Annotated in this window: 18 protein-coding genes and 1 pseudogene; 13 read left to right on the plus strand and 6 right to left on the minus strand. The window is 69.3% G+C overall.

The window, feature by feature from the left end; all coding sequences use genetic code 11:
- Positions 1 to 14: 14 nt before the first annotated feature.
- The 3 genes from AB0K11_RS19385 to AB0K11_RS19395 all read left to right on the plus strand — a co-directional run bounded on the left by AB0K11_RS19385 (position 15) and on the right by AB0K11_RS19395 (position 2,871).
- The gene (locus AB0K11_RS19385) at positions 15 to 842 is read left to right on the plus strand and encodes an ABC transporter ATP-binding protein (RefSeq protein ID WP_364980520.1); all 828 of its coding nucleotides are present in this window, start codon (positions 15 to 17) and stop codon (positions 840 to 842) included.
- Positions 826 to 1,566 carry an ABC transporter ATP-binding protein gene (locus AB0K11_RS19390; RefSeq protein WP_364980147.1) on the plus strand — a complete coding sequence of 247 codons (741 nt, stop codon included), beginning with the start codon at positions 826 to 828 and terminating at the stop codon, positions 1,564 to 1,566. The genes AB0K11_RS19385 and AB0K11_RS19390 overlap by 17 nt, the downstream gene beginning before the upstream one ends.
- Positions 1,567 to 1,650: 84 nt before the next feature.
- On the plus strand, positions 1,651 to 2,871 hold the full coding sequence (locus AB0K11_RS19395) for a branched-chain amino acid ABC transporter substrate-binding protein (protein WP_364980150.1): 1,221 nt from the start codon (positions 1,651 to 1,653) through the stop codon (positions 2,869 to 2,871).
- A 12-nt stretch (positions 2,872 to 2,883) separates the two neighbouring features.
- Here the strand turns inward: AB0K11_RS19395 and AB0K11_RS19400 are convergent, their stop codons facing one another.
- Positions 2,884 to 4,095 carry a lipid-transfer protein gene (locus AB0K11_RS19400; RefSeq protein WP_364980153.1) on the minus strand — a complete coding sequence of 404 codons (1,212 nt, stop codon included), beginning with the start codon at positions 4,093 to 4,095 and terminating at the stop codon, positions 2,884 to 2,886.
- Positions 4,095 to 4,532 carry an OB-fold domain-containing protein gene (locus AB0K11_RS19405; protein ID WP_364980156.1) on the minus strand — a complete coding sequence of 146 codons (438 nt, stop codon included), beginning with the start codon at positions 4,530 to 4,532 and terminating at the stop codon, positions 4,095 to 4,097. Before AB0K11_RS19405 ends, AB0K11_RS19400 begins: the two co-directional genes overlap by 1 nt.
- A 163-nt stretch (positions 4,533 to 4,695) precedes the next feature.
- On the opposite strand from AB0K11_RS19405, the gene AB0K11_RS19410 reads away from it, so the two are divergent.
- Positions 4,696 to 5,031: a hypothetical protein gene (locus AB0K11_RS19410; protein ID WP_364980159.1), complete on the plus strand. Its 336-nt coding sequence runs from the start codon at positions 4,696 to 4,698 to the stop codon at positions 5,029 to 5,031.
- On the opposite strand, the gene AB0K11_RS19415 is transcribed toward AB0K11_RS19410, so the two are convergent.
- A complete protein-coding gene (locus tag AB0K11_RS19415; RefSeq protein ID WP_364980162.1) occupies positions 5,025 to 5,699 on the minus strand; it encodes an alpha/beta fold hydrolase in 675 nt (224 codons plus the stop codon). The genes AB0K11_RS19410 and AB0K11_RS19415 overlap by 7 nt on opposite strands.
- The gene (locus AB0K11_RS19420) at positions 5,696 to 6,847 is read right to left on the minus strand and encodes an FAD-dependent monooxygenase (protein WP_364980165.1); all 1,152 of its coding nucleotides are present in this window, start codon (positions 6,845 to 6,847) and stop codon (positions 5,696 to 5,698) included. The genes AB0K11_RS19415 and AB0K11_RS19420 overlap by 4 nt, the downstream gene beginning before the upstream one ends.
- 70 nt (positions 6,848 to 6,917) lie before the next feature.
- Here AB0K11_RS19420 and AB0K11_RS19425 point away from each other — a divergent pair, with 70 nt between their 5' ends.
- Together AB0K11_RS19425 and polA are read left to right on the plus strand one after the other, a co-directional pair.
- The gene (locus tag AB0K11_RS19425; RefSeq protein ID WP_364980168.1) at positions 6,918 to 7,808 is read left to right on the plus strand and encodes a LysR substrate-binding domain-containing protein; all 891 of its coding nucleotides are present in this window, start codon (positions 6,918 to 6,920) and stop codon (positions 7,806 to 7,808) included.
- A 79-nt stretch (positions 7,809 to 7,887) separates the two neighbouring features.
- Entirely contained in the window at positions 7,888 to 10,548 is a 2,661-nt protein-coding gene (polA, locus tag AB0K11_RS19430) for a DNA polymerase I (protein WP_364980524.1), read from the plus strand.
- 15 nt (positions 10,549 to 10,563) lie between these two features.
- On the opposite strand, the gene AB0K11_RS19435 is transcribed toward polA, so the two are convergent.
- The gene (locus AB0K11_RS19435; RefSeq protein WP_364980527.1) at positions 10,564 to 11,742 is read right to left on the minus strand and encodes a PrsW family intramembrane metalloprotease; all 1,179 of its coding nucleotides are present in this window, start codon (positions 11,740 to 11,742) and stop codon (positions 10,564 to 10,566) included.
- 159 nt (positions 11,743 to 11,901) lie between these two features.
- On the opposite strand from AB0K11_RS19435, the gene AB0K11_RS19440 reads away from it, so the two are divergent.
- From AB0K11_RS19440 to AB0K11_RS19470, 7 genes are all read left to right on the plus strand, one after another.
- Positions 11,902 to 13,452, plus strand: a complete 1,551-nt coding sequence (locus AB0K11_RS19440) for an AMP-binding protein (RefSeq protein ID WP_364980171.1) — start codon at positions 11,902 to 11,904, stop codon at positions 13,450 to 13,452.
- A 145-nt stretch (positions 13,453 to 13,597) separates the two neighbouring features.
- Positions 13,598 to 15,043 carry a 30S ribosomal protein S1 gene (rpsA, locus tag AB0K11_RS19445; RefSeq protein ID WP_364980174.1) on the plus strand — a complete coding sequence of 482 codons (1,446 nt, stop codon included), beginning with the start codon at positions 13,598 to 13,600 and terminating at the stop codon, positions 15,041 to 15,043.
- Positions 15,044 to 15,179: 136 nt separating this feature from the next.
- Positions 15,180 to 16,358 (plus strand): dephospho-CoA kinase, encoded by a 1,179-nt coding sequence (gene coaE / locus AB0K11_RS19450; protein WP_364980177.1) that lies wholly within the window; start codon positions 15,180 to 15,182, stop codon positions 16,356 to 16,358.
- A 219-nt stretch (positions 16,359 to 16,577) separates the two neighbouring features.
- On the plus strand, positions 16,578 to 17,882 hold the full coding sequence (locus AB0K11_RS19455) for a wax ester/triacylglycerol synthase family O-acyltransferase (RefSeq protein ID WP_364980180.1): 1,305 nt from the start codon (positions 16,578 to 16,580) through the stop codon (positions 17,880 to 17,882).
- Positions 17,879 to 18,874, plus strand: a complete 996-nt coding sequence (locus tag AB0K11_RS19460) for an ATP-binding cassette domain-containing protein (RefSeq protein ID WP_364980183.1) — start codon at positions 17,879 to 17,881, stop codon at positions 18,872 to 18,874. Before AB0K11_RS19455 ends, AB0K11_RS19460 begins: the two co-directional genes overlap by 4 nt.
- Positions 18,871 to 19,665, plus strand: coding sequence for an ABC transporter permease (locus AB0K11_RS19465; protein ID WP_364980185.1), 795 nt, complete (start codon positions 18,871 to 18,873; stop codon positions 19,663 to 19,665). Before AB0K11_RS19460 ends, AB0K11_RS19465 begins: the two co-directional genes overlap by 4 nt.
- The gene (locus tag AB0K11_RS19470; protein WP_364980187.1) at positions 19,662 to 20,426 is read left to right on the plus strand and encodes an ABC transporter permease; all 765 of its coding nucleotides are present in this window, start codon (positions 19,662 to 19,664) and stop codon (positions 20,424 to 20,426) included. The genes AB0K11_RS19465 and AB0K11_RS19470 overlap by 4 nt, the downstream gene beginning before the upstream one ends.
- Positions 20,427 to 20,436: 10 nt before the next feature.
- Here the strand turns inward: AB0K11_RS19470 and AB0K11_RS19475 are convergent.
- Positions 20,437 to 21,710, minus strand: a pseudogene (locus AB0K11_RS19475) (DUF222 domain-containing protein).
- Between the last annotated feature and the right edge of the window lie 7 nt (positions 21,711 to 21,717).

Here is a 21,717-nt window from a genome sequence, read left to right on the forward strand (position 1 = left end):
CCGGCGACGGCACGCTGATCGACGAGGAACTCGCCGCGCTGCACCGCGAGATCGCCGTCGACGAGGGCGAGGCGCTGCTGAAGGTGCAGGACCTCACGGTGCGGTTCGGTGGGCTGGTCGCGCTCGACGCGGTGAACTTCGACATCCGGCGCGGCGAGATCCTGGGCCTCATCGGTCCCAACGGGGCGGGCAAGACCACCTGCTTCAACGCCATCACCGGCGTCTACCGCCCCAGTGGCGGAACGGTGACCTTCGACGGCGCGCCGCTGGGCCGCATCAAGCGGCACCAGATCACCCGCCGCGGCATCGCCCGCACCTTTCAGAACATCCGGCTCTTCGGCGAGATGACCGCCCTGGAGAACGTCGTGGTCGGCACCGACGCCCGGCACAAGACCTCGGTGCCGGGAGCGCTGATCCGCTCCCCGCGGCACCGCAGGGAGGAGCGCGACGCCGTGGAACGCGCGGCCGCACTCCTGCAGTTCGTCGGCATCGCCGCGCGCGGTGAGGAGAAGGCGAAGAACCTGCCCTACGGCGATCAGCGCCGGCTGGAGATCGCCCGCGCACTGGCGACCGAGCCGAAGCTGCTGTGCCTCGACGAACCCGCCGCCGGGTTCAACCCGGGCGAGAAGTCGGCGCTGATCGAGCTGATCCAGAAGATCCGGGACGACGGCTACACCGTGCTGCTGATCGAACACGACATGCGGTTGGTCATGGGTGTCACCGACCGGATCGTGGTGCTCGAGTTCGGCCGCAAGATCGCCGACGGCCTGCCGGCCGAGATCCGTGAGAATCCTGCGGTGATCGCCGCCTACCTGGGGGTGCCCGATGACGAGCTCGAGTAGTGGCGACCCGATCCTCGAGCTGCGCGACGTCGCCGTCCATTACGGCAGAATCCAGGCGTTGCACGGGATCTCGCTGACCGTGCGGGAGGGCGAGCTGGTCACGCTGCTCGGCAGCAACGGGGCGGGTAAGACGACCACGATGCGGGCGATCTCGGGTCTGCGCCCGCTGAGTTCCGGCTCCGTCTGGTTCGAGGGCCGCGACATCTCGAGGGTCAAGGCGCACAAGCGGGTCGGCGACGGACTCATCCAGGCGCCGGAGGGCCGCGGCGTCTTTCCCGGAATGACCGTCACCGAGAACCTCGAGATGGGTTGCTACGGACGCAAATTCCCGACCCGGGCCGCTCATCGCGAGCGGCTGGACTGGGTGTTCGAGACCTTCCCCAGACTGGGGGAGCGGCGCGACCAGGTCGGCGGCACCCTCTCCGGCGGTGAGCAGCAGATGCTCGCCATCGGCCGGGCCCTGATGGCGCGGCCGCGGGTGCTGCTGCTCGACGAGCCGTCGATGGGCCTGGCCCCGATGGTGATCTCGCAGATCTTCGGCATCATCGCCCAGATCAACTCCGAGGGCACCACCGTGCTGCTCGTCGAGCAGAACGCCCAGCAGGCGCTGAGCCGGTCGGACCGGGCCTACATCTTGGAGACCGGTGAGATCACCCGGGAGGGTGTGGCGCGCGAACTGCTCCACGACGACGCGGTGCGGGCCGCCTACCTCGGCGTCGCCTGAAACCGGCGAAGCCGCGCTCGCACGCCCTAAGGTGGGGTGAGCGTAGGGGCTCGTCGGTGGTGAGCGGGGGGAAGAGAGTGCGGCGTGAGTGAGCCGGGGGTGCCGCGGTCGCGCCGCCGGGTGACCGTGCTGGCCGCGGTCGTGTTGGCGGGCTTGCTCGTCGCGGGCGTGGTGGCCGCCGTGCGGCTGCAACCGACCCGATTCGCCCTGGTGCCGAGGGCCGAGATCGGGGTGGACGGCGCGGTTGTCGACAGGCCGGATCCGGCGCCCGGGCCGGTGAACCCGGCCGGTGACGGCGGGGCCGTGTGCGCCCTGGTGTCGATCGCCGTGGCGGGGCCGTTGACCGCCGCCCGCGCGCCGACCGGAGCGGCCGTCCGCGACGGGGTGCGGATGGCCGTCGACGACCACAACGACGCCAACCCCGGTTGCCAGGTGCAGCTCAAGGAACTCGACACCGACGGCGCCGACCAGATGCCGCCGGGCGCGGGCCTGCAGATCGTGGACGACGTCTACACCATCGGGCTGATCGGACCCGCGGCCTCGGAGATCAGCGGCGAGTTGCGAGACGCCCTGGCCCGCAGCGGTCTTGCCACCGTCGCCGCGTCGGCGGGCACCCACACCGCGCCTGCGGGCGGGCGCGCCGCGTTCTTCCGTGGCCTCGCCGGGTTGACCGCACAGGGCAGCGCCGTCGCCCGCTATCTGACCGGTCCTGCGGGCTACCGCAGGGTCTGTGTAGCCGACGACGGGACGCCGCACGGCTCGGGGCTCGCACAGGCGGTGAGCACCGCGATCGATCCGTCCCGTGTCGGCTGCGGGGGACCGCAGACGTTGCGCGACAACAGCATCGACGCGATCGCCGAGTCCATCGGCGCCGCGGCGCCCGACGCCGTGTACTTCGGCGGATCGGCGACGCAGGCCGGCGAGTTGCTGCGGCGGCTGCGGGAGCGCGGTGTCGGTGCGGCGCTGCTGTCGGCTGCCGAGGCCGACGGTGCGGCGTTGTTCGGCTACGTCGGCGAAGACCCGCGCGGGGTGTCGGTGGCGCTGCCGTACGGTCCGGATCCGGTCTGGTTCTCCGACGACTTCGCGGCCAAGTTCGACCGTGCGCCAGGCGATCTGACGGCCGTGGGTTATGACCTGGCGACCATCATGCTGCGCGGCATCGACGCCGGCATGCTGACCCGGCCGCAGATGGCCGACTGGCTCCGCGGCTACGACGGACAGGGTGTGGCGCACCGCTACCGGTGGGCGGCCGACGGTGAGCTGAGCGATCCCACCGTCTGGCTCTACGACGTCGGAAAGCGCTGAGCCGCAGGACCGTCAGCGGGCCACGATCACCGACGACCCGTGGCCGAACAGCCCCTGGTTGGCCGTCACGCCGACCTTCGCGCCGTCGACCTGCCGCCCGGTGGCCTGGCCCTTGAGCTGCCAGGTGAGTTCGCAGACCTGCGCGATCGCCTGTGCGGGAATGGCTTCGCCGAAGCAGGCGAGTCCGCCCGACGGGTTGACGGGGATCCGCCCGCCGACGGTCGTCGCGCCGCTGCGCAGCAGCTGCTCGGCCTCACCCTTCGGGCACAGGCCGAGATGCTCGTACCAGTCCAGTTCCAGCGCCGTGGACAGGTCGTACACCTCGGCGAGGCTGAGATCCTCGGGTCCGATGCCCGCCTCGGCGTAAGCCGCGTCGAGGATCTGGTCCTTGAAGACGCGCTCGGGCGCGGGCACCACCGCGGTGGAGTCGGTGGCGATGTCGGGGAGTTCTGGAAGGTGCTGCGGGTATTGCGGCGTGACCGTGGAGACGGCCCGCACCGAGGGCACTCCTTCGGTGGAGCCCAGGTGCTTCTCGGTGAACGCCTTGCTCGCCACGATCAGCGCGGCCGCGCCGTCGGAGGTGGCGCAGATGTCGAGCAGCCGCAGCGGATCGGAGACCACCGGGCTGGCCAGCACGTCGTCGACCGAGGTCTCCTTGCGGAACCGGGCGTTCGGGTTCTCGAGGCCGTGTCGGGCGTTCTTGACCTTGACCGACGCGAAATCCTCCAGGGTGGCGCCGTAGAGGTCCATCCGGCGGCGCGCCAGCATCGCGAAGTACACCGGGTTGGTGGCGCCGATCAGGTGGAAGCGCTGCCAGTCGGGGTCGTTGCGGCGTTCGCCACCCACCGGCGCGAAGAAGCCCTTGGGCGTGGTGTCCGCGCCGATCACCAGTGCGACGTCACAGAATCCGGCGAGGATCTGGGCGCGCGCGCTCTGCAGGGCCTGCGATCCGCTGGCGCACGCCGCGTAACTCGACGACACCGGCACGCCGTTCCAGCCGAGCTTCTGGGCGAAGGTCGCCCCGGACACGAAGCCGGGGTAGCCGTTGCGGATGGTGTCGGCGCCTGCGACCAGTTGGATCTGGGTCCAGTCCAGTCCTGATTCGGCCAGCGCGGCGCGGGCGGCGACGACGCCGTACTCGGTGAAGTCGCGGCCCCATTTGCCCCAGGGGTGCATGCCTGCGCCGAGGATGTAGAGCGGCTCGGGGGCTGTTGCTGGGCTCATCAGGCGATCCTCCAGGCGTGGACGATGCGTTCGACGCCGCCGTCGTCGGTGTAGAGCGGCATGGTGGTCAGTTCCATCTGCATGCCCACCCGCAGGTCCGCGGCGAGCGTGCCGTCGACCACCTTGCCGAGCACGATCAGGCCTTCGTCGGCCAGCTCGACGGCGGCCACGGCGAACGGCTCGAAGGGATCGGGGGACGGGTACGGCGGTGGCGGGGCGTACCGGTTCTCGGTGTAGCTCCACAGGGTGCCGCGCCGTGACAGCGGCACCTGCGCCAGGTCGTCGCCGTCGCAACCGGGGTTGGGGCAGTTACCGGAACGCGGCGGGAACACGTAGGTGCCGCACTGGTGGCACTTGCCGCCGAGCAGATAGGGAGTTCCGGACCCGTCGGTGGCGAACCAGCCGTCGACGGCTGGCTGCGTTGCTGCTTCTGACACGCGGTCAGCGTACCGATCCACCGGGCAGAACTGAAACGTGTTCCAGTTTGATCATCGTTGCGAAGTCGGGATCGGTAGCGGTCACCGCCGGGTGGACTGGGCCTCGCACCGGAAATTCGCCTCGACACCAGCGTCGGGGAGCCGGGAGAGCATCGGAGAGATCATGGGACTGTTCAAGAAGGCACAGCAGGCCGGCACCGTGCATGTGCGGGGCGCAGGACCCCTCGACCCGGCCATCTTCGGTGGGCCGTCGACCCGGTCGGTCGCCGCGGACGACGCGATCTGGCAGCCGATCAACGGTTTCTCGCTGCAGGACTACGCGGACCTCGCCCGCCAGGCGCAGGCCCGCGGCGTCACCGATGAGGCCGGCATGATCGCCATCGCGCAGGAGAAGGGCTTCGAGCCGGCCGACACCAAGGCGGCGCTCGACGGCTGGGTGCAGCGGATGGGCCAGTCGATGGCGGTGGGGCAGCGGTTCCGCAAGCTCCTCGGCTACTGAGTCCCCGCGTCGAGCAGGATCCGCAGCACGTCGTCGGGATTGTCGCGCATCAGATTGTGCTTGCCGTCGAGTTCGTGGACCCTCCAGGAGTCGTCGTCGCGGACGCGATCGTAGGACTTCCGCATCGGTGATTCACCGGGCCAGTCGAGGGCGTAGACGAAGTCGCGACGACGGAACCGGCCGAGGTCGCCGGTGAGCTTGATCCGCTGCAGGAAGGACGCCAGCGGGTGCGCGGTGGCCCTGGGGTCGAAGAACGGCATCGGCGGCACCCCGTAGCCGGTGTCGTCGACGTCGAGGTACCACTCGCGTTCCTCGTCGTTGACCAGGTGCCAGCACGATTCGCCGTCACGGGGCACCAGCGCATCGAGGTACACCAGCGCGTCGACCCGGTCCGGGATGAGGTCGGCGACACCGGTGATCACCATGCCGCCGTAGCTGTGGCCGACGAGGACCAGATCGTCGGCGTCGGTGTCGGCGGCCAATGCCGTGACGACGTCGGTGATGTGGGTGTCCAGATTGACGCCGGCGTGCGCCAGGTGGGCGCGCTCGGCGACACCGGTGAGGGTGTAGCCGAACACCCGGTGGCCGCGCCCGCGCAGCGCGTCGGTCAGGTCGTCGAAGCACCAGGCGCCGTGGCAGGCGCCGGGGATGAGGATGTAGGTGGTCATGCTCGTCTCCTGTCTGCGTGAGTGTCGGACCGGTACCGGGCGGTCACCCGGGCCAGCTTGTCGGGACGAAAAGTCGTGCCCTCACAGAGCATTCGGCGGTTGGCGGCGACGACGTCGGCGGTCTGCGGGCGGCGCTGATCCTCGTAGCGCCGCAGCGCGCGCTCGGTGTCACCGGCGGCGAGCTCGTCGGCCAGCACGCGGGCGTCGAGGATGGCCTGTGAGCCGCCGTTCGCGCCGACCGGGTACATCGGATGCGCGGCGTCGCCCAGCAGCGTCACCCGTCCGTCGCCCCAGTGCGGTAACGGATCCCTGTCGACCATGGGGTACTCGAACACCTCGGCCGTCGTGCCGACCATCTCTGCGACGTCGAGCCAGTCGACGCGCCAGTGCCCGACGAGGCCGGCGACGGCGGCCGGGTCGGCGGGACGGTTCCAACCGGCACCACCGCGCAGGACGCCGGGGTCGCCTGCGGGAACCTGAAGCACCCAGTTCACCAGGTGTTCGCCGATCGCGTAGGCGATCAGGTCGATGCCGTTGTCGCCCTTGACGATCGCCATCGTCCGCCCGTCGAGGAAGGCCGGCCGCGCGGCCGCCCCACGGAACATCCGCACTCCCGACCACAGCAACGGGTCGCCGACGGGGTGCAGGGCCGTGCGCACGGCGGAGTCGATGCCGTCGGCGCCGACCAGGACGTCGGCGGTGACGTCGCCGGAGTCGGTGTGCGCGACGATCCGGGCGCCGTCGCGGGTGAACGACCGCAGCGCTGCCGCTGTCGTCACCGCGTCGCCGCCGAGGCGGTCGCGGACCGCGTCGAGCAGGATCATCTGCAGCAGGCCGCGGTGCACCGAGAGTTGCGGATGCCGGTATCCGCCGTCGACGCCGCGTGGCTCGCGGAACAACTCGGTGCCGGTGCTGTCGAAGTATCCGATCGCCCTCGGCGCGATCGCCGCGGCGGCCACCGCGCCGGTGAGCCCGAGCGCGTCGAGTTCGCGCACCGCGTGCGGCAACAGGTTGATGCCGACGCCGAGTGGGCGCAGTTCGCGCGCCCGCTCGACGACGAGGGTGGGTATCCCGCGCCGGTGCAGGGTGAGCGCTGTGGTCAGCCCTCCGATGCCCGCACCGGCGATCAGCACCGTCGTTTCGCTCATACCTCGACGGTGCGGGAAGGCCGGCTATAAGTCCAATACCAGTATCTGCGAAAAACTATAATCAACGCTTATGGAATTCCGGCAGCTCGAGTACTTCGTCGCAGTCGTCGAGGAGGCCAACTTCACCCGGGCGGCTGCGCGGATACACGTCGCCCAGCCCGCGGTGAGCGCGCAGATCGCCCGCCTGGAGCGCGAGCTGGGCCAGCCGCTGCTGGACCGCACCCGCCGGGCGGTACGGCTCACCGCGGCGGGTGCGGCGGTGCTGCCGCACGCGCGTGCCGCGCTGGCCGCCGTGGCCGACGCGAGGACCGCGATGGAGGAGATCGGCGACCTGGTGCGCGGCTCGGTGGCGATCGGCACCGTGACGGCGCACAACGTCGACATGCCCGCGTTGCTCGCGGCGTTCCACGCGGCGCACCCGGCGGTGGAGATCACGCTCGGCAGCGAGGATTCCGACGCGCTGGTCGACGGCCTGCTGTCCGGACGGCTCGACCTGGCGATCGTGTCGGTCGGCTCCGATGAGGTGCCCGCGGGCCTGGCCGTCGAGGTGACCACCGACGAGGCGATCGAGGCGGTCGTCGGGCGCGGCGACCCGTGGTGGGGCCGCTCGCGGGCGTCGGTGCCCGCGCTGAGCGCCCGGCCCCTCATCGCGCTTCCGGTGGGCACGGGCATCCGCCGCAGGCTGGACGAGGCATGCAGGTCCGCTGGCGTCACCGCGCGGATCGCGTTCGAGGCGAGCACGCCCGATGCACTCGCCGACCTCGCCGCCCACGGGCTGGGCGTGGCGATCGTGCCGCAGTCGGTGTCGCGGTCCCGCGACGACGTGCACCCGGTGGCGATCACGCCGCAGCTGCGCGGCCGCCTGGTGCTGGCATGGCGGGCCAGGGGTCCGATGAACCCGGCGGCCCGCGTCCTGGTCGGCATGGCCCGGGAGCACGTGCGTGTCGGGGGCGGTGCCTAGAGTTAGGCGGGTGAGCCCCGCCCGTACCGCCACCGACAAGAAGAAGGCCGCCGCCGCGACGGACGACAAGCCGACGTTGATGCTGCTGGACGGCAATTCGCTGGCGTATCGGGCGTTCTACGCGCTGCCCGCCGAGAACTTCAAGACCCAGGGCGGCCTGACCACCAACGCCGTGTACGGGTTCACCGCCATGCTGATCAACCTGCTGCGTGACGAGAGCCCGTCCCACGTCGCGGCCGCGTTCGACGTGTCGCGGCAGACGTTCCGTGTCGACAAGTACCCGGAGTACAAGGCCGGCCGTTCGTCGACACCCGACGAGTTCCGGGGCCAGATCGACATCGCCAAGGAGGTGCTCGTCGCGCTCGGCATCGCCGTCCTGGCCGAGCCGGGGTTCGAGGCCGACGACATCATCGCCACCCTGGCCACCCAGGCCGAGGCCGAGGGGCACCGGGTGCTGGTGGTCACCGGTGACCGCGACGCCCTGCAACTGGTCAGCGACAACGTCACCGTGCTCTACCCGCGCAAGGGGGTCAGCGAGCTCACCCGGTTCACCCCCGAGGCCGTGCAGGAGAAGTACGGCCTCACCCCGGCGCAGTATCCGGACTTCGCCGCGTTGCGGGGCGACCCCAGCGACAACCTGCCGGGCATCCCGGGCGTGGGGGAGAAGACGGCCACCAAGTGGATCGCCGAATACGGATCGCTGCAGGCGCTGGTGGACCAGGTGGACACGGTCAAGGGCAAGGTCGGCGACGCACTGCGGGCCAACCTGTCCAGCGTGGTGCTCAACCGCGAACTGACCGACCTGGTCAAGGACGTGCCGCTGGCCCACACCCCGGACACGCTGAAGATGCAGCCGTGGGACCGCGACCAGATCCACCGGCTCTTCGACGACCTGGAGTTCCGGGTGCTGCGCGACCGGCTGTTCGAGACGCTCGCCTCGGTCGACCCCGAGGTCGAGCACGGATTCGACTACCGCGGACGGGCCCTGGAGCGCGGTGAGCTGGCGGCCTGGCTCTCCGAACACAGCCTGGGCAACCGGTTCGGACTCGCCGTCGTCGGCACCCACCTGGCCTACGACGCGGACGCGACCGCACTGGCCATCGTGGCGGCCGACGGGGAGGGCCGCTACATCGACACCGCGACACTGGATCCCGAGGACGAGGCGGCCTTGGCGTCCTGGCTGGCGGACCCCGGGCCGCCGAAGGCGCTGCACGAGGCCAAGCTGGCCATGCACGACCTGGCCGGACGCGGCTGGACGCTGCGGGGCGTCACCTCGGACACCGCGCTGGCGGCCTACCTGGTGCGCCCCGGTCAGCGCAGCTTCGCCCTCGACGATCTGTCGCTGCGGTACCTCCGCCGCGAGCTGCGTGCGGAAAACCCTGAGCAACAACAACTCTCACTGCTCGACGACTCCGACGGCGTCGACGACCAGGCCGTCCAGACGGTCATCCTGCGCGCCGTCGCGGTGCTCGACCTGGCCGAGGCGCTCGACGAGGAACTGGCCCGCATCGACTCCTCGTCGCTGCTGGACCGGATGGAGCTGCCGGTACAGCGGGTGCTGGCCGACCTCGAGCACGCGGGCATCGCCGTCGACCTCGACCAGCTGCAGCAGCTGCAGAGCGAATTCGCCGACCAGATCCGTGATGCGGCGGAGGCGGCGTACGAAGTGATCGGCAAGCAGATCAACCTGGGCTCACCCAAACAGCTGCAGACGGTGCTGTTCGACGAGCTGGAGATGCCGAAGACCAAGCGCACCAAGACCGGATACACCACCGACGCCGACGCGCTGCAGTCGCTGTTCGACAAGACCGGGCACCCGTTCCTGCAGCACCTGCTGACCCACCGCGACGCGACCCGGCTGAAGGTCACCGTCGACGGGCTGCTCAATTCGGTGGCGTCCGACGGGCGGATCCACACCACGTTCAACCAGACCATCGCCGCGACCGGCCGGCTGTCGTCGACGGAGCCGAACCTGCAGAACATCCCGATTCGCACCGAGGCCGGCCGGCGGATCCGCGACGCGTTCGTCGTCGGCGAGGGCTACGCGGAACTGATGACGGCCGACTACAGCCAGATCGAGATGCGGATCATGGCCCACCTGTCCAAGGACGACGGCCTGATCGAGGCGTTCCGCACCGGTGAGGACCTGCACTCGTTCGTCGCATCGCGGGCGTTCTCGGTGCCCATCGACGAGGTGACCGCCGAGCTGCGGCGGCGGGTCAAGGCGATGTCCTACGGCCTGGCGTACGGGCTGAGCGCCTACGGTCTGGCCGCTCAGCTGAAGATCTCGACCGAAGAGGCGAAGGTCCAGATGGATCAGTACTTCTCGCGCTTCGGCGGGGTGCGCGACTACCTGCAGTCCGTCGTCGACCAGGCCCGCAAGGTCGGATACACCGAAACGGTGTTCGGCAGGCGCCGCTACCTGCCCGAGCTCGACAGCAGCAATCGCAACGTCCGCGAGGCGGCGGAGCGGGCGGCGCTCAACGCGCCGATCCAGGGCAGCGCGGCGGACATCATCAAGGTCGCGATGATCGACACCGCGGCCGCGCTCGAGGACGCCGGGTTGTCGTCGCGAATGCTGTTGCAGGTGCACGACGAACTGCTGTTCGAGGTGGCGCCGGGCGAACGCGACGCGGTGGAGGCGCTGGTGCGCGACAAGATGGGCAGCGCCTACCCGCTCGACGTCCCGCTCGAGGTGTCGGTCGGATACGGCCGCAGCTGGGACGCCGCCGCCCATTAGGCGACCAGTCGCTGCTCAGCGGCGGGGCCGGCCGCCCATCGCGCGGTAGCCCGCCATCGTGTGCAGCACCGGTGCGCCCGCACGCGCGGCGCCGACCCAGTACGCCTCCTCGTTCTGCAGCGCGAACACCCGCGGATCGCCGAAGCCCCGGTCGATGCGGTCGCGCACGAACGCCAGCTCGACGACCTGAGCGGCGAACTCCTTGACCGCCTTACCCGCGGGCCGGCCACCGAGCCGGGAGGCCTCGGTGACCGCGGACTTGCGGGTGCCGATCGACCCGAGCCAGGTCGCCTCGTTCGGTGTCACGAGTCCGGCCGCGAGCATGCCGGGCAGCTTCGAGGCCACGATCTGCTGCTCTCTGCGCCGGCTGGTCACCCCAAGGGCGATCGCCAGCGCGAAGATCGGCACCATCCAGAGCAGGTAGACCGCGAAGTAGAACTGCCAGCTCAGCAATGACGAGCCGTTCCACAGGGCGTGCATGAACACCGCGGCGGCGTAGCCGAGCAGGATGCAGCCGAACTTGGCGCCGGCGCCGCGCCGGTGCAGCGCGTAGTAGACCCCGATCCCGAACATGGTGGTGAACAGCGAGTGCGCGAACGGCGCCATCACCAGCCGCATCGCCGCCGTGGCCAGGGAGTCGCCGAGCGATTCGCCTGCGGAGATGTAGAGGATGTCCTCCAGCCAGGTGAAGCCGGCCGCGACGATGCCCGCGTACACCAGGCAGTCGGTCAGCGAGTTCAGTTCGTTGCGCCGTCTGCCGGTCATCATCAGCAGCAGGAACGCGCCCTTGGCGGCCTCTTCGACCAGCGGCGCGCCCAGCCACGTCGACACGGCGCTGTTCCCGTCCCCGCCGGGGTCGAGCACCGCCTCGAAGATCGCTCCCAGCACCACCGACACCACCACCGCGACCGAGGCGCCCCACAGGAAGGCGAAGATCAGCAGCCGCAGCGGCTCGGGTTCCCAGCGGTCGAGCCACAGGTAGGCCAGCACCACGACCGCGATGGCGACGCTCGACATGACGAAACCGATCGCCGCGCCGACCGGGTTGAGCGCGGTCATGCCGATGATCAGCAGCCCCACCACGGTGCCGAGCAGGATGATCACGCCGACCGGTGCACCGACTTTGCGCACGCGCCTGGGGAAGCCGGGCAGATACGGGTGTGAATACGGTGTCGTCGCAGGATGGGACACCAGAGCAGGGTATCTGTGGCGACCCGCGAGGGTGGGTGCGTCCGGTTGCGTCCCCACCGACGGCTTTGCCGAATCCTCGGTGCTTGCGCCGGCGGAGGTCTACTTTCCAGGTCAACGGCACACGCGCCGTGTCGTCGACGGTCCGGATCGGCTCGGGAACAGATGTACGTAGGTCAGCACGCGCAACTCCGCCCGCAACAACCGGCGTTCATCATGGCGGACACGGGTGAGTCGGTCACTTACGCGGAACTCGACTCCCGCTCGAACAGGCTCGCGCACTTCCTGCGTGACCGTGGACTCCGGCGCCTCGACCACTACGCCGTCTTCACCGAGAACAATCCGCGGCACATCGAGTGCTGTGCGGCAGGCGAACGGTCCGGCCTCTACTACACGTGCGTCAACTCGTTCCTGACGGCGGACGAGGTGGCCTACATCGTCAACAACAGCGAATCGAAGGTGCTGATCTTCTCGGAGGAGAAGCGCGCCGTCGCCGTCGAGGCGTTGAAGCAGTGTCCTGACGTCACGGTCGCGCTCGTCGTCGACGGACCGGGAACGGGCAGCCGCATCCTGAACCTCGACGAGGCGACCGTGGGTTGTCCGGACATCCCGATCGCCGACGAATCGCTCGGCACCGCGATGCTGTACTCCTCGGGCACCACCGGCCGGCCGAAGGGGATCCTGCGCCGGCTACCCGAGCAGGAACCCGCACGGTCGTTGCCGGTGATGGACTTCATGGCCGGGCTGTGGCGGTTCCGCGACGGGATGACGTATCTGTCGCCCGCGCCGCTGTATCACTCCGCGCCCTGGACCGGGGTGAACCTCACTCTCCGGATGGGCGGCACCGCCGTCATCATGGAGCGCTTCGACCCCGAACTCTTCCTGCGGCTCGTCGAGCACTACCGGCCCACCCACACCCAACTGGTGCCGACGATGTTCTGGCGCATGCTCAAACTGCCCGCGGACGTCCGCGCCCGTTACGACGTCTCGTCCCTGGAGGTGGCCATTCACGCCGCTGCGCCCTGCCCTGTTCAGGTGAAAGAGCAGATGATCGACTGGTGGGGGCCGATCATCATGGAGTACTACGGCGCCACCGAAGCGCTCGGCTTCGCCGCGTGTGACGCCGACGAGTGGCTGAGTCATCCCGGCACCGTCGGGAAGGTGGTGTTCGGCGAACTCCACGTGCTCGACGAGGCCATGCGGCCGTCGCCCACCCGTGAACCCGGCACGTTGTGGTTCGAGGCGGGCGCCGAGTTCTCCTACTTCAACGATCCGGTGAAGACCGCGGAGGGCAGTTCCGCCGACGGATCGCTGCGCACCGTGGGCGACATCGGTTATGTCGACGACGACGGCTTTCTGTACCTCACCGACCGCGCCACCTTCATGATCATCTCCGGCGGCGTCAACATCTACCCGCAGGAGTGCGAGAACCTGCTGATCACGCATCCGAAGGTGGCGGACGCGGCGGTGTTCGGGGTGCCCAACGAGGATCTGGGGGAAGAGGTCAAAGCGGTGGTGCAGCCGATCGACGGAGTCACCCCCAGCCCGCAGCTCGCCGAGGAGCTGATCCGCTTCTGTGCGGACCACCTCGCGCGGCAGAAGCTCCCGCGCACCGTCGACTTCGAGGCGCAGCTGCCCCGCCTGCCCACCGGAAAGCTCTACAAGCGCCAGTTGCGGGAGAAATACTGGAAGGATCACGACGGTCGGCTGGTCTGAGCGGACGGCCGCTCGGCAGACCCGAGTTTGTCCTGCGTGTGCCTAGTCGAGTAGCCTCGATGCGTACCTGTGTGCACTATCGCGGGTTCAGCACAGTCCCATTCACGGTCCCTACTACCAAAGCTGTCCGGAGCAACCCAACAATATGCCAAGTCCCGTCGCCACCTCGCCGCAAGTAGCCGTCAACGACATCGGCTCGGCCGAGGATTTTCTCGCCGCCATCGACAAGACCATCAAATACTTCAACGATGGCGACATCGTCGAAGGGACGATCGTCAAGGTCGATCGCGACGAAGTCTTGCTCGACATCGGGTACAAGACCGAAGGTGTCATCCCTTCCCGCGAACTCTCCATCAAGCACGACGTCGACCCCAATGAGGTTGTGTCCGTCGGCGATGAGGTGGAGGCCCTGGTCCTCACCAAGGAGGACAAAGAAGGCCGCCTGATCCTGTCCAAGAAGCGTGCTCAGTACGAGCGCGCCTGGGGCACGATCGAGGAGCTCAAGGAGAAGGACGAGGCCGTCAAGGGCACCGTCATCGAGGTCGTCAAGGGCGGCCTGATCCTCGACATCGGCCTGCGCGGCTTCCTGCCCGCGTCGCTGGTGGAGATGCGTCGTGTCCGCGATCTGCAGCCGTACATCGGCAAGGAGATCGAGGCCAAGATCATCGAGCTCGACAAGAACCGCAACAACGTGGTGCTGTCCCGCCGCGCGTGGCTCGAGCAGACGCAGTCCGAGGTCCGCAGCGAGTTCCTCAACCAGCTGCAGAAGGGCGCCATCCGCAAGGGTGTCGTGTCGTCGATCGTCAACTTCGGCGCGTTCGTCGATCTCGGCGGCGTCGACGGCCTGGTGCACGTCTCCGAGCTGTCCTGGAAGCACATCGACCACCCGTCCGAGGTCGTCCAGGTCGGCGACGAGGTCACCGTCGAGGTGCTCGACGTCGACATGGACCGCGAGCGGGTTTCGCTGTCGCTCAAGGCCACTCAGGAAGATCCGTGGCGCCACTTCGCCCGCACCCACGCGATCGGTCAGATCGTGCCGGGCAAGGTCACCAAGCTGGTGCCGTTCGGTGCGTTCGTCCGCGTCGAGGAGGGCATCGAGGGCCTGGTGCACATCTCCGAGCTGTCCGAGCGGCACGTCGAGGTCCCGGACCAGGTGGTCCAGGTCGGCGACGACGCGATGGTCAAGGTCATCGACATCGACCTCGAGCGTCGCCGGATCTCGCTGAGCCTCAAGCAGGCCAACGAGGACTACACCGACGAGTTCGACCCGTCGAAGTACGGCATGGCCGACAGCTACGACGACCAGGGCAACTACATCTTCCCCGAGGGCTTCGACTCCGAGACCAACGAATGGCTCGAGGGTTTCGAGAAGCAGCGTGAGGAGTGGGAGTCCCGCTACGCCGAGGCGGAGCGCAGGCACAAGATGCACACCGCGCAGATGGAGAAGTTCGCCGCTGCGGAGGCCGAGGAGGCCGCACGGCCCGCATCGGCCAACGGTTCGTCGCGCTCCGAGGGCGAGTCGGCCGGCGGATCGCTCGCCAGCGACGCGCAGCTCGCAGCGCTTCGGGAGAAGCTCGCAGGCAACGCCTGATCCAGCTGCCTGACCTGACAGACCTGTCAGAACGGCTGACGCCCCGGCTCATTGAGCCGGGGCGTCGGTCGTCGCCGGGGCATTGATTGCTCGAGTCGCTTCGCTCCTCTTCACCGGGTCCTGACAGACTGTCAACGTGCTGCGAATCGGACTGACCGGCGGAATCGGTGCGGGAAAGTCGACGGTGTCGTCGACGTTCGACGAACTGGGCGGCATCGTCGTCGACGGCGACGTGATCGCGCGGGAGGTGGTCGAGCCCGGAACCGAGGGATTGGCCGCGCTGGTCGAGGCGTTCGGCGACGGCATCCTGCGGCCCGACGGTGCGCTCGACCGCCCAGCACTGGCGGCGGTCGCCTTCAGCGACGACGAGAAGCGCAGGACCCTCAACGGCATCGTGCACCCGCTGGTGGGGCGACGCCGCGAAGAACTCATCGCGGCCGCCCCCGCCGACGCGGTGATCGTCGAGGACATCCCGCTGCTGGTCGAGTCGCAGATGGCGCCGATGTTCCCGCTGGTGATCATCGTGCACGCCGACGAGGACGTGCGGGTGGCCCGGCTGATCGAACACCGCGGCTTCACCGAGGCCGACGCACGGGCCAGGATCGCCGCCCAGGCGACCGAGGAGCAGCGCCGCGCCGTTGCCGATGTGTGGCTGGACAACTCCGGCACCGCCGACGACCTCGTCGCGCGTGCGCGGGACCTGTGGCACAACCGGATCGTTCCGTTCGCGGCCAACGTCGACGCCGGACGCTGCGCGACGGCTCAGCCGCGGCTGGTGCCGGCCGATCCGACCTGGCCGGACCAGGCGGGCCGCATCCGGGCCCGGTTGGCCACCGCCTGCGGGCATCGCGCCGTGCGCGTCGACCACATCGGCTCGACGGCGGTGCCCGGCCTGGACGCCAAGGACGTCATCGACGTGCAGGTGACCGTCGCGTCGCTGGATGTCGCCGACGAGTTGCGCGACGCACTGTCGGCGGCGGGTTACCCGCGGATCGCGCCGATCTCCGCGGACACCCCGCATACCGAGGATGCGGCGTTGTGGCAGAAGCGGGTTCACGCGTCGGCGGATCCCGGCCGGCCGACCAATGTGCACCTTCGGGTCGACGGCTGGCCCAATCAGCGGTTCGCACTGATCTTCCGGGACTGGCTGCGGGCCGACGAATCGGCGCGCGAGGAGTACCTCGCGCTCAAACGCCGGGTGGTGGCCGCTGCGCCGGCCGGCAGCGCCGAGTACGCGGACGCCAAGGAGCCCTGGTTCGTCGACGCCTACCGGCGCGCCTGCGCCTGGGCCGACGACACGGGTTGGCGGCCTTAGCGTCGGGCACCATTTGCCGCTTCATCGCGCGGCTAAGCAATTCCCTGCGTAGCATCGCGGTGGGCGCTTGAGTCACCAGGTGGTACCGGATGCCGGCACATCGTGCCGCCGCAGCTGGGTTCCTTGGTTCCGACTCCGGGCGCCCGTCTGCGTTTCCGCACGAATTCGCTTGAAGGGGAAACTATTTTGCTGCAGTTCGCCACGCCGGAAGCGGCAGTCATGCTGACGTTGGAGACTGCTCGGCATCCGATGCACATCGCCTCCCTGCAGATCTTCGAGCCACCGGCCGACGCCGGACCCGGCTTCGTCGAGCAAATTTTCGCGAAGATGCGGGCCTGCACCGATGTGGCGACGGTCTTCACCGGTCACCCGCGGCAGACGCGCCGCGGCACCTCTGCGGTGCGGTGGTCCTACGACACCGAGATCGACCTCGACGACCACCTCGAGATGCTCTGGCTGCCCGCTCCCGGCGGGGAAGCGGAATTCTTCCGGGTGCTGTCCGGGCTGCACAGTGGCCTGCTCGATCGCACCCGGCCGCTGTGGAGGGCGACGGTCATCGGCGGTCTGGAGGGCGGACGGTTCGCCGTGTACACCAAGACCCACCACGCCCTGCTCGACGGTGTGTCCGGAATGCGCATGCTGCACCAGTCGCTGAGTACGGACCCCGAGGAGCGCGAAGTGCGGGCGTCCTGGACCAGGCAGCCCGCGAGCCCGGTGGCTCCGGCCGTGCGGCCCGCGCCCCGCAGCAGGGCGACCAGGGCGGCCGGCACCGCCAGGGCGGCGCGCCGGTCGGCGTCGGCGATCCGGGCGGCACTGCGGGAGCGCGAGTTGTTCCCGGTGTTCCGCGCGCCACGCACGATGTTCAACGCGCCCGCCGGCGGCGAGCGCAGCGTGGCGGTGCGATCGTGGCCGATGGCCCGGATCACCGACGTGGCGAAGGCGGTGGGCGTCAGCCCGAACGACGTGTCGGTCGCGATGATCTCCGGCGCGCTCCGCGATTACCTGACCGACTGCGACGCGCTGCCGGACACTCCGATGCTCGGCATGCTGCCCGTGAGCATGCGGACCGGGACGGAGGCCAACGAACGCAACATCTTCGGCAGCGCGGTGTGCAATCTCGGCACACACCTCGAGGATCCCGCGCAGCGACTGCGGATCATCAACCGCTCGATGGACTACAACAAGCGGTTCATCAGATCGCTGCCGCAGCAGGTCGCGATCCACCTGGCCGGTCTGATCTGCGCCCCGGTGGGAAGTGGCCGCATCCCGCCGGTGTTCAACGTGTCCATCTCCCAGGTTCCTGCGCCGCGGGAAGCGCTGTACCGCGGGGGAGCGCGACTCCTCGTGACGTACGCGCTCGCCCCGACGCTGAGCGGGCAGGCGCTGAACTTCGGCCTCATCAGCGACGGCGAGAACGTCACGTTCTCCGCGGTCGGCAACACCGCGTCGGTGCCCGGGCTCGCGCGTTTCCTCGACCTCTTCGAAACGGCTCTGAAAGATCTCGAACGCGCGGCCGGTCTGTGACCACGGAACCCGCTGGGGCCGCCCACCCAGCGGTCGCGGTCGAGGGAGTGGGCAAGTCGTTCGGTGACGTGACGGCCGTGCGGGACATCACCTTTCACATCGACCGCGGCGAGGTGGTGGGACTGCTCGGGCCGAACGGCGCCGGCAAATCCACCCTGGTGGACATCCTGTCCACCCTCACCGGACCCGATACCGGCCGCGCCCTTGTCGCGGGGTTCGATGTCGCCACCCGGGCTGCCGAGGTGCGCAAGAAGATCATGCTGACCGGTCAGCAGGTCGCGGTGGACACCATGCTCACCGGTCGGCAGAACCTGGTGATGTTCGCCCGTCTGCAGGGACTGCGCAAAGCCGCGGCACGGATTCGCGCCGACGAACTGCTCGCCGAGTTCGAGCTGACGGGGGCGGCGGACCGCAGGGTGTCGACCTATTCCGGTGGGATGCGGCGCCGCATCGACATCGCATGCGGACTGGTGGTCCGCCCCGATGTGGTGTTCCTCGACGAACCGACGACGGGGCTGGACCCGCGCAGCAGGCAGGGGGTCTGGAACATGGTGCGGCGGTTCAAGTCCGAAGGAATCACGACGCTGCTGACCACCCAGTACCTGGAGGAGGCCGACGCGCTGAGTGACCGCATCATCCTGATCGACCAGGGGGTGGTGATCGCCGAAGGCACGCCTCAGACGCTCAAGGGGCGCACGGGCGCTAGCTTCTGCGAGGTCGTGCCGCGAGACCCGGCCGACGTGGCGAGGGTCGCCGCGTTGATGCGGCCGCTGCTGCCGCCAGACCGCGGCGATGTGGCGGTCGCGGTGGCGGGGGACCGGGTGACCATGCCGGCGCCGGACGGAGCGACCACATTGCTTCGTGTACTCACCGAGCTGGCGGCATCCGGTGTCGACGTCGCCGACGTCGTCCTGCGCAGGCCCTCACTCGACGATGTCTTCCTCTCGCTGACAGGGAACGGGGCGGCCCCCGCCGTCGACGCGCTGTCGTGAGATCGATTGTCACGCGGCCTGATCCGTCGAGTCTGCAGCAGTGGTGGGTGCTCACCGTGCGCGTCGTCGCCCCCACGTTGCGCAACGGCGAACTGGCCATCGCGATCGCACTCTCCGCGGTGTTCACCGTCAGCTTCTACGTGCCCTTGCGAGAGGTGATGGGTGCGTTCGTGTCGGGACGTGGCGGGTATGCGCAGTACCTGATGCCGCTCATCGCCGTACAGGCGGTGTTCTTCGCGGCGATGTCGGCCGCCATCCGCTCGGCCACCGATGCCGTGCAGGGGGTCGAGCGACGCTTCCGCACCCTGCCGGTGTCGCCGTTCGTCCCGTTGGCGGCGCGCATGACCGCAAACGGGTATCGGTGCACGGTCGCCCTCGCCGTCGCCATCGGCTGTGGCTACGCCATCGGATTCCGCTTCTACGGCAACGGTTACAGCACTGCGGGCTTCTGCATGCTGGTGATCGCGATCGGCCTGAGCGTGTCTCTGGTCGGCGACGTGATCGGCGTGGCCGTCCGCAGGCCGGAGGCGACACCGCACCTGCTCCTGGTGCCGCAGTTAATACTCGGTTACCTGTCGGTGGGCATCCAGCCCGCCGAGCAGTTCCCCGGCTGGATCCAGCCGGTCGTCCGCCACCAGCCGGTCTCGGTGTTCGTCGAGGCGCTACGGGCACTGGCCGGGGACGCGGGTGGGTCGGGTCGGGCGGTGGCCGCCGCATGCGGCTGGGTGGTCGTCCTCTCGGTGGCCGCCGTCGTGTGGCACCGGAGGCTGACGGCGAGGAACCGACGATGAGGCGGGTCGCGGTCGAGACGTGGGTGCAGTGGCACCGGCTGCTGATCTCGTGGCGACACGACCCGCGCACCGTCATCGAGGCGCTGCTGTTGCCGGTGATGTTCCTGCTGGCAGTCGACCTCGTGTTCGGGCGGCCGGTGACCGCGGTCTCCGGCCACGATGCGCTCTACGGCACCGTGCCGATGACGGCTCTCGTCGGCGCGGTCTTCGGATCCTCCGCTGCCGGCATCGCGCTGATGCGGGAACGCGATGAGGGTCTGCTCGCGCGGATGTGGGTGTTGCCGATCAGCCGGTCCTCGGGCCTGTTGGCCCGTTTCGCCGCCGAGGCCGCACGCATCCTGTTGAGTGTGGCGGTGGTGCTGGTCGCCGGGGTCGCGCTGGGTTTCCGCTTCACACAAGGTATTTGGGTGCTGCCGCTGTACGTGTGCATACCGGTGTTGTTCGGACTCGGCTTCTCGGTGCTGGTCGTCACCGTGGCTGTGCGGCTGAGCAATGTCGTGGTCGCCGAGGCGACCGGACTCGGCATCGCACTTCTGGTGTTCTTCTCGACCGGGTTCGTCCCGCTCACGCAGTACCCGGCGTGGTTGCAACCGGTGGTTCAGTACCAGCCGATGAGTTGCGCCATCGATGCGATGAAGGGCCTCGCCCTCGGTGGCCCGGTGGCTACCCCTGTTTTGAGCGTGCTGGTGTGGTCGGTCGGTACGGCGGCGGTGTGCGCGGCGCCGATGGTCGCCGGCTACCGCAACGCGAGCACCCGGTGAGGTAGCTCCGTCAGGCGGCTTTCGCGATCTCGACGGCGATGTGGAGTTCGACGTGGCTGTCGTAGATCTCGATGGTGCCCGGGGGTGGTGGTGCGGTGGAGTGGTAGGTCCCGCCGGTGGGGGTTTTGAAGGTGGCGCCGTGGATGCGGTCGCGTTCGGTGGTGGTGACCTGCCAGCCGTCGGCTTCTTTGGTGTAGTTGCAGGCCGCGCATTCCCCGAGGCCGTTGAGTGCGCTGGTGGGTCCGCCGCTGTGGTGGGGGTGGGCGTGGTCGTGGTGGCGGATCGGGGCGTCGCAGTAGGGGGTGCGGCAGGTCTGGTCGCGTAGGTCGATGAACGTCGCGAGTGCTTTGGGGAAGCAGCGGGAGCGGGACTCCATCGCCACCAACGCATTACTTCGCGGGTGCCGGTAGAGTCGGCGCAGGGTGGCCTTGGACCGTTTGTCTCGCACGGCGGCGTTGACCAGGCCCCGGCCCACGGCGGCCGGGATGGGGCCGTAGCCCTGCAGATGGGCCGGTGTCTCGTCGCCGCCGAGCAGGGTCTGATCGGAGATCACCAGGTTGACCGCGACCGGCGCCGCGACGTCGGCAGGGGTGCCGGTGATGCGAGCGACGAGGGTGTCGGCCATCACCTGTCCGCGGGAGCGGTCGTCGAAGGTGGTGTCGGCGGCCCTCTTCAACGCGGCGTAGACGCCGACTCCCTGGGCGACGGGGAGCAGCGCGGTCACATAGGTCATGGTGTCGGGTGCGGGGCGGATGGTCACCGTACGCTCACCGACCGCTTTGGCGGCCCGGTCCACGACGGCCTGAGGGTCGAGGCGATAGGCGATCTTCTGGCCTCGGCGGTAATCCGCTTGTCGCCCCACCCGTGCAACTGCCGCATGTTCCCGCACAGTTCGGCGTCGAGGGTGCCGCGGTCGGCGATGCTCAGGCAGGCCGATTCCCGCACGATGAGGGTGGCCCGCCACTCCGAGAGCGCCCCGCACTCCAAAGCTGCCAAGGTGTACGGCATTTCGTGGACCAAGGCGCGGGCGAATCCGAGGTGGCGGCCACCGCGGTTGGGGGAGTCGCGGCGGGCCAGCGCGATCTCGGCGGCCAGTCCGCGGCCCCGCTTGGCGGCGGGCATTCCGGCGGCGGCCTCGGCGGCGCGACGCATCCGGTCCAGTTCGGCGGTGACCCGGGCCTGACCGGCCGCGGCTGCGGATTTCGCCGTCTCCAACTCCTCGAGGCGTGCCCGCAACCGCGCCTCACCGGCACCGGGAGGAATCGTCGCCAACTTTTCGAACATGTGTTCG

It is taken from the genome of Mycobacterium sp. NPDC050551 (genome assembly GCF_040674075.1).
Lineage (GTDB): Bacteria > Actinomycetota > Actinomycetes > Mycobacteriales > Mycobacteriaceae > Mycobacterium.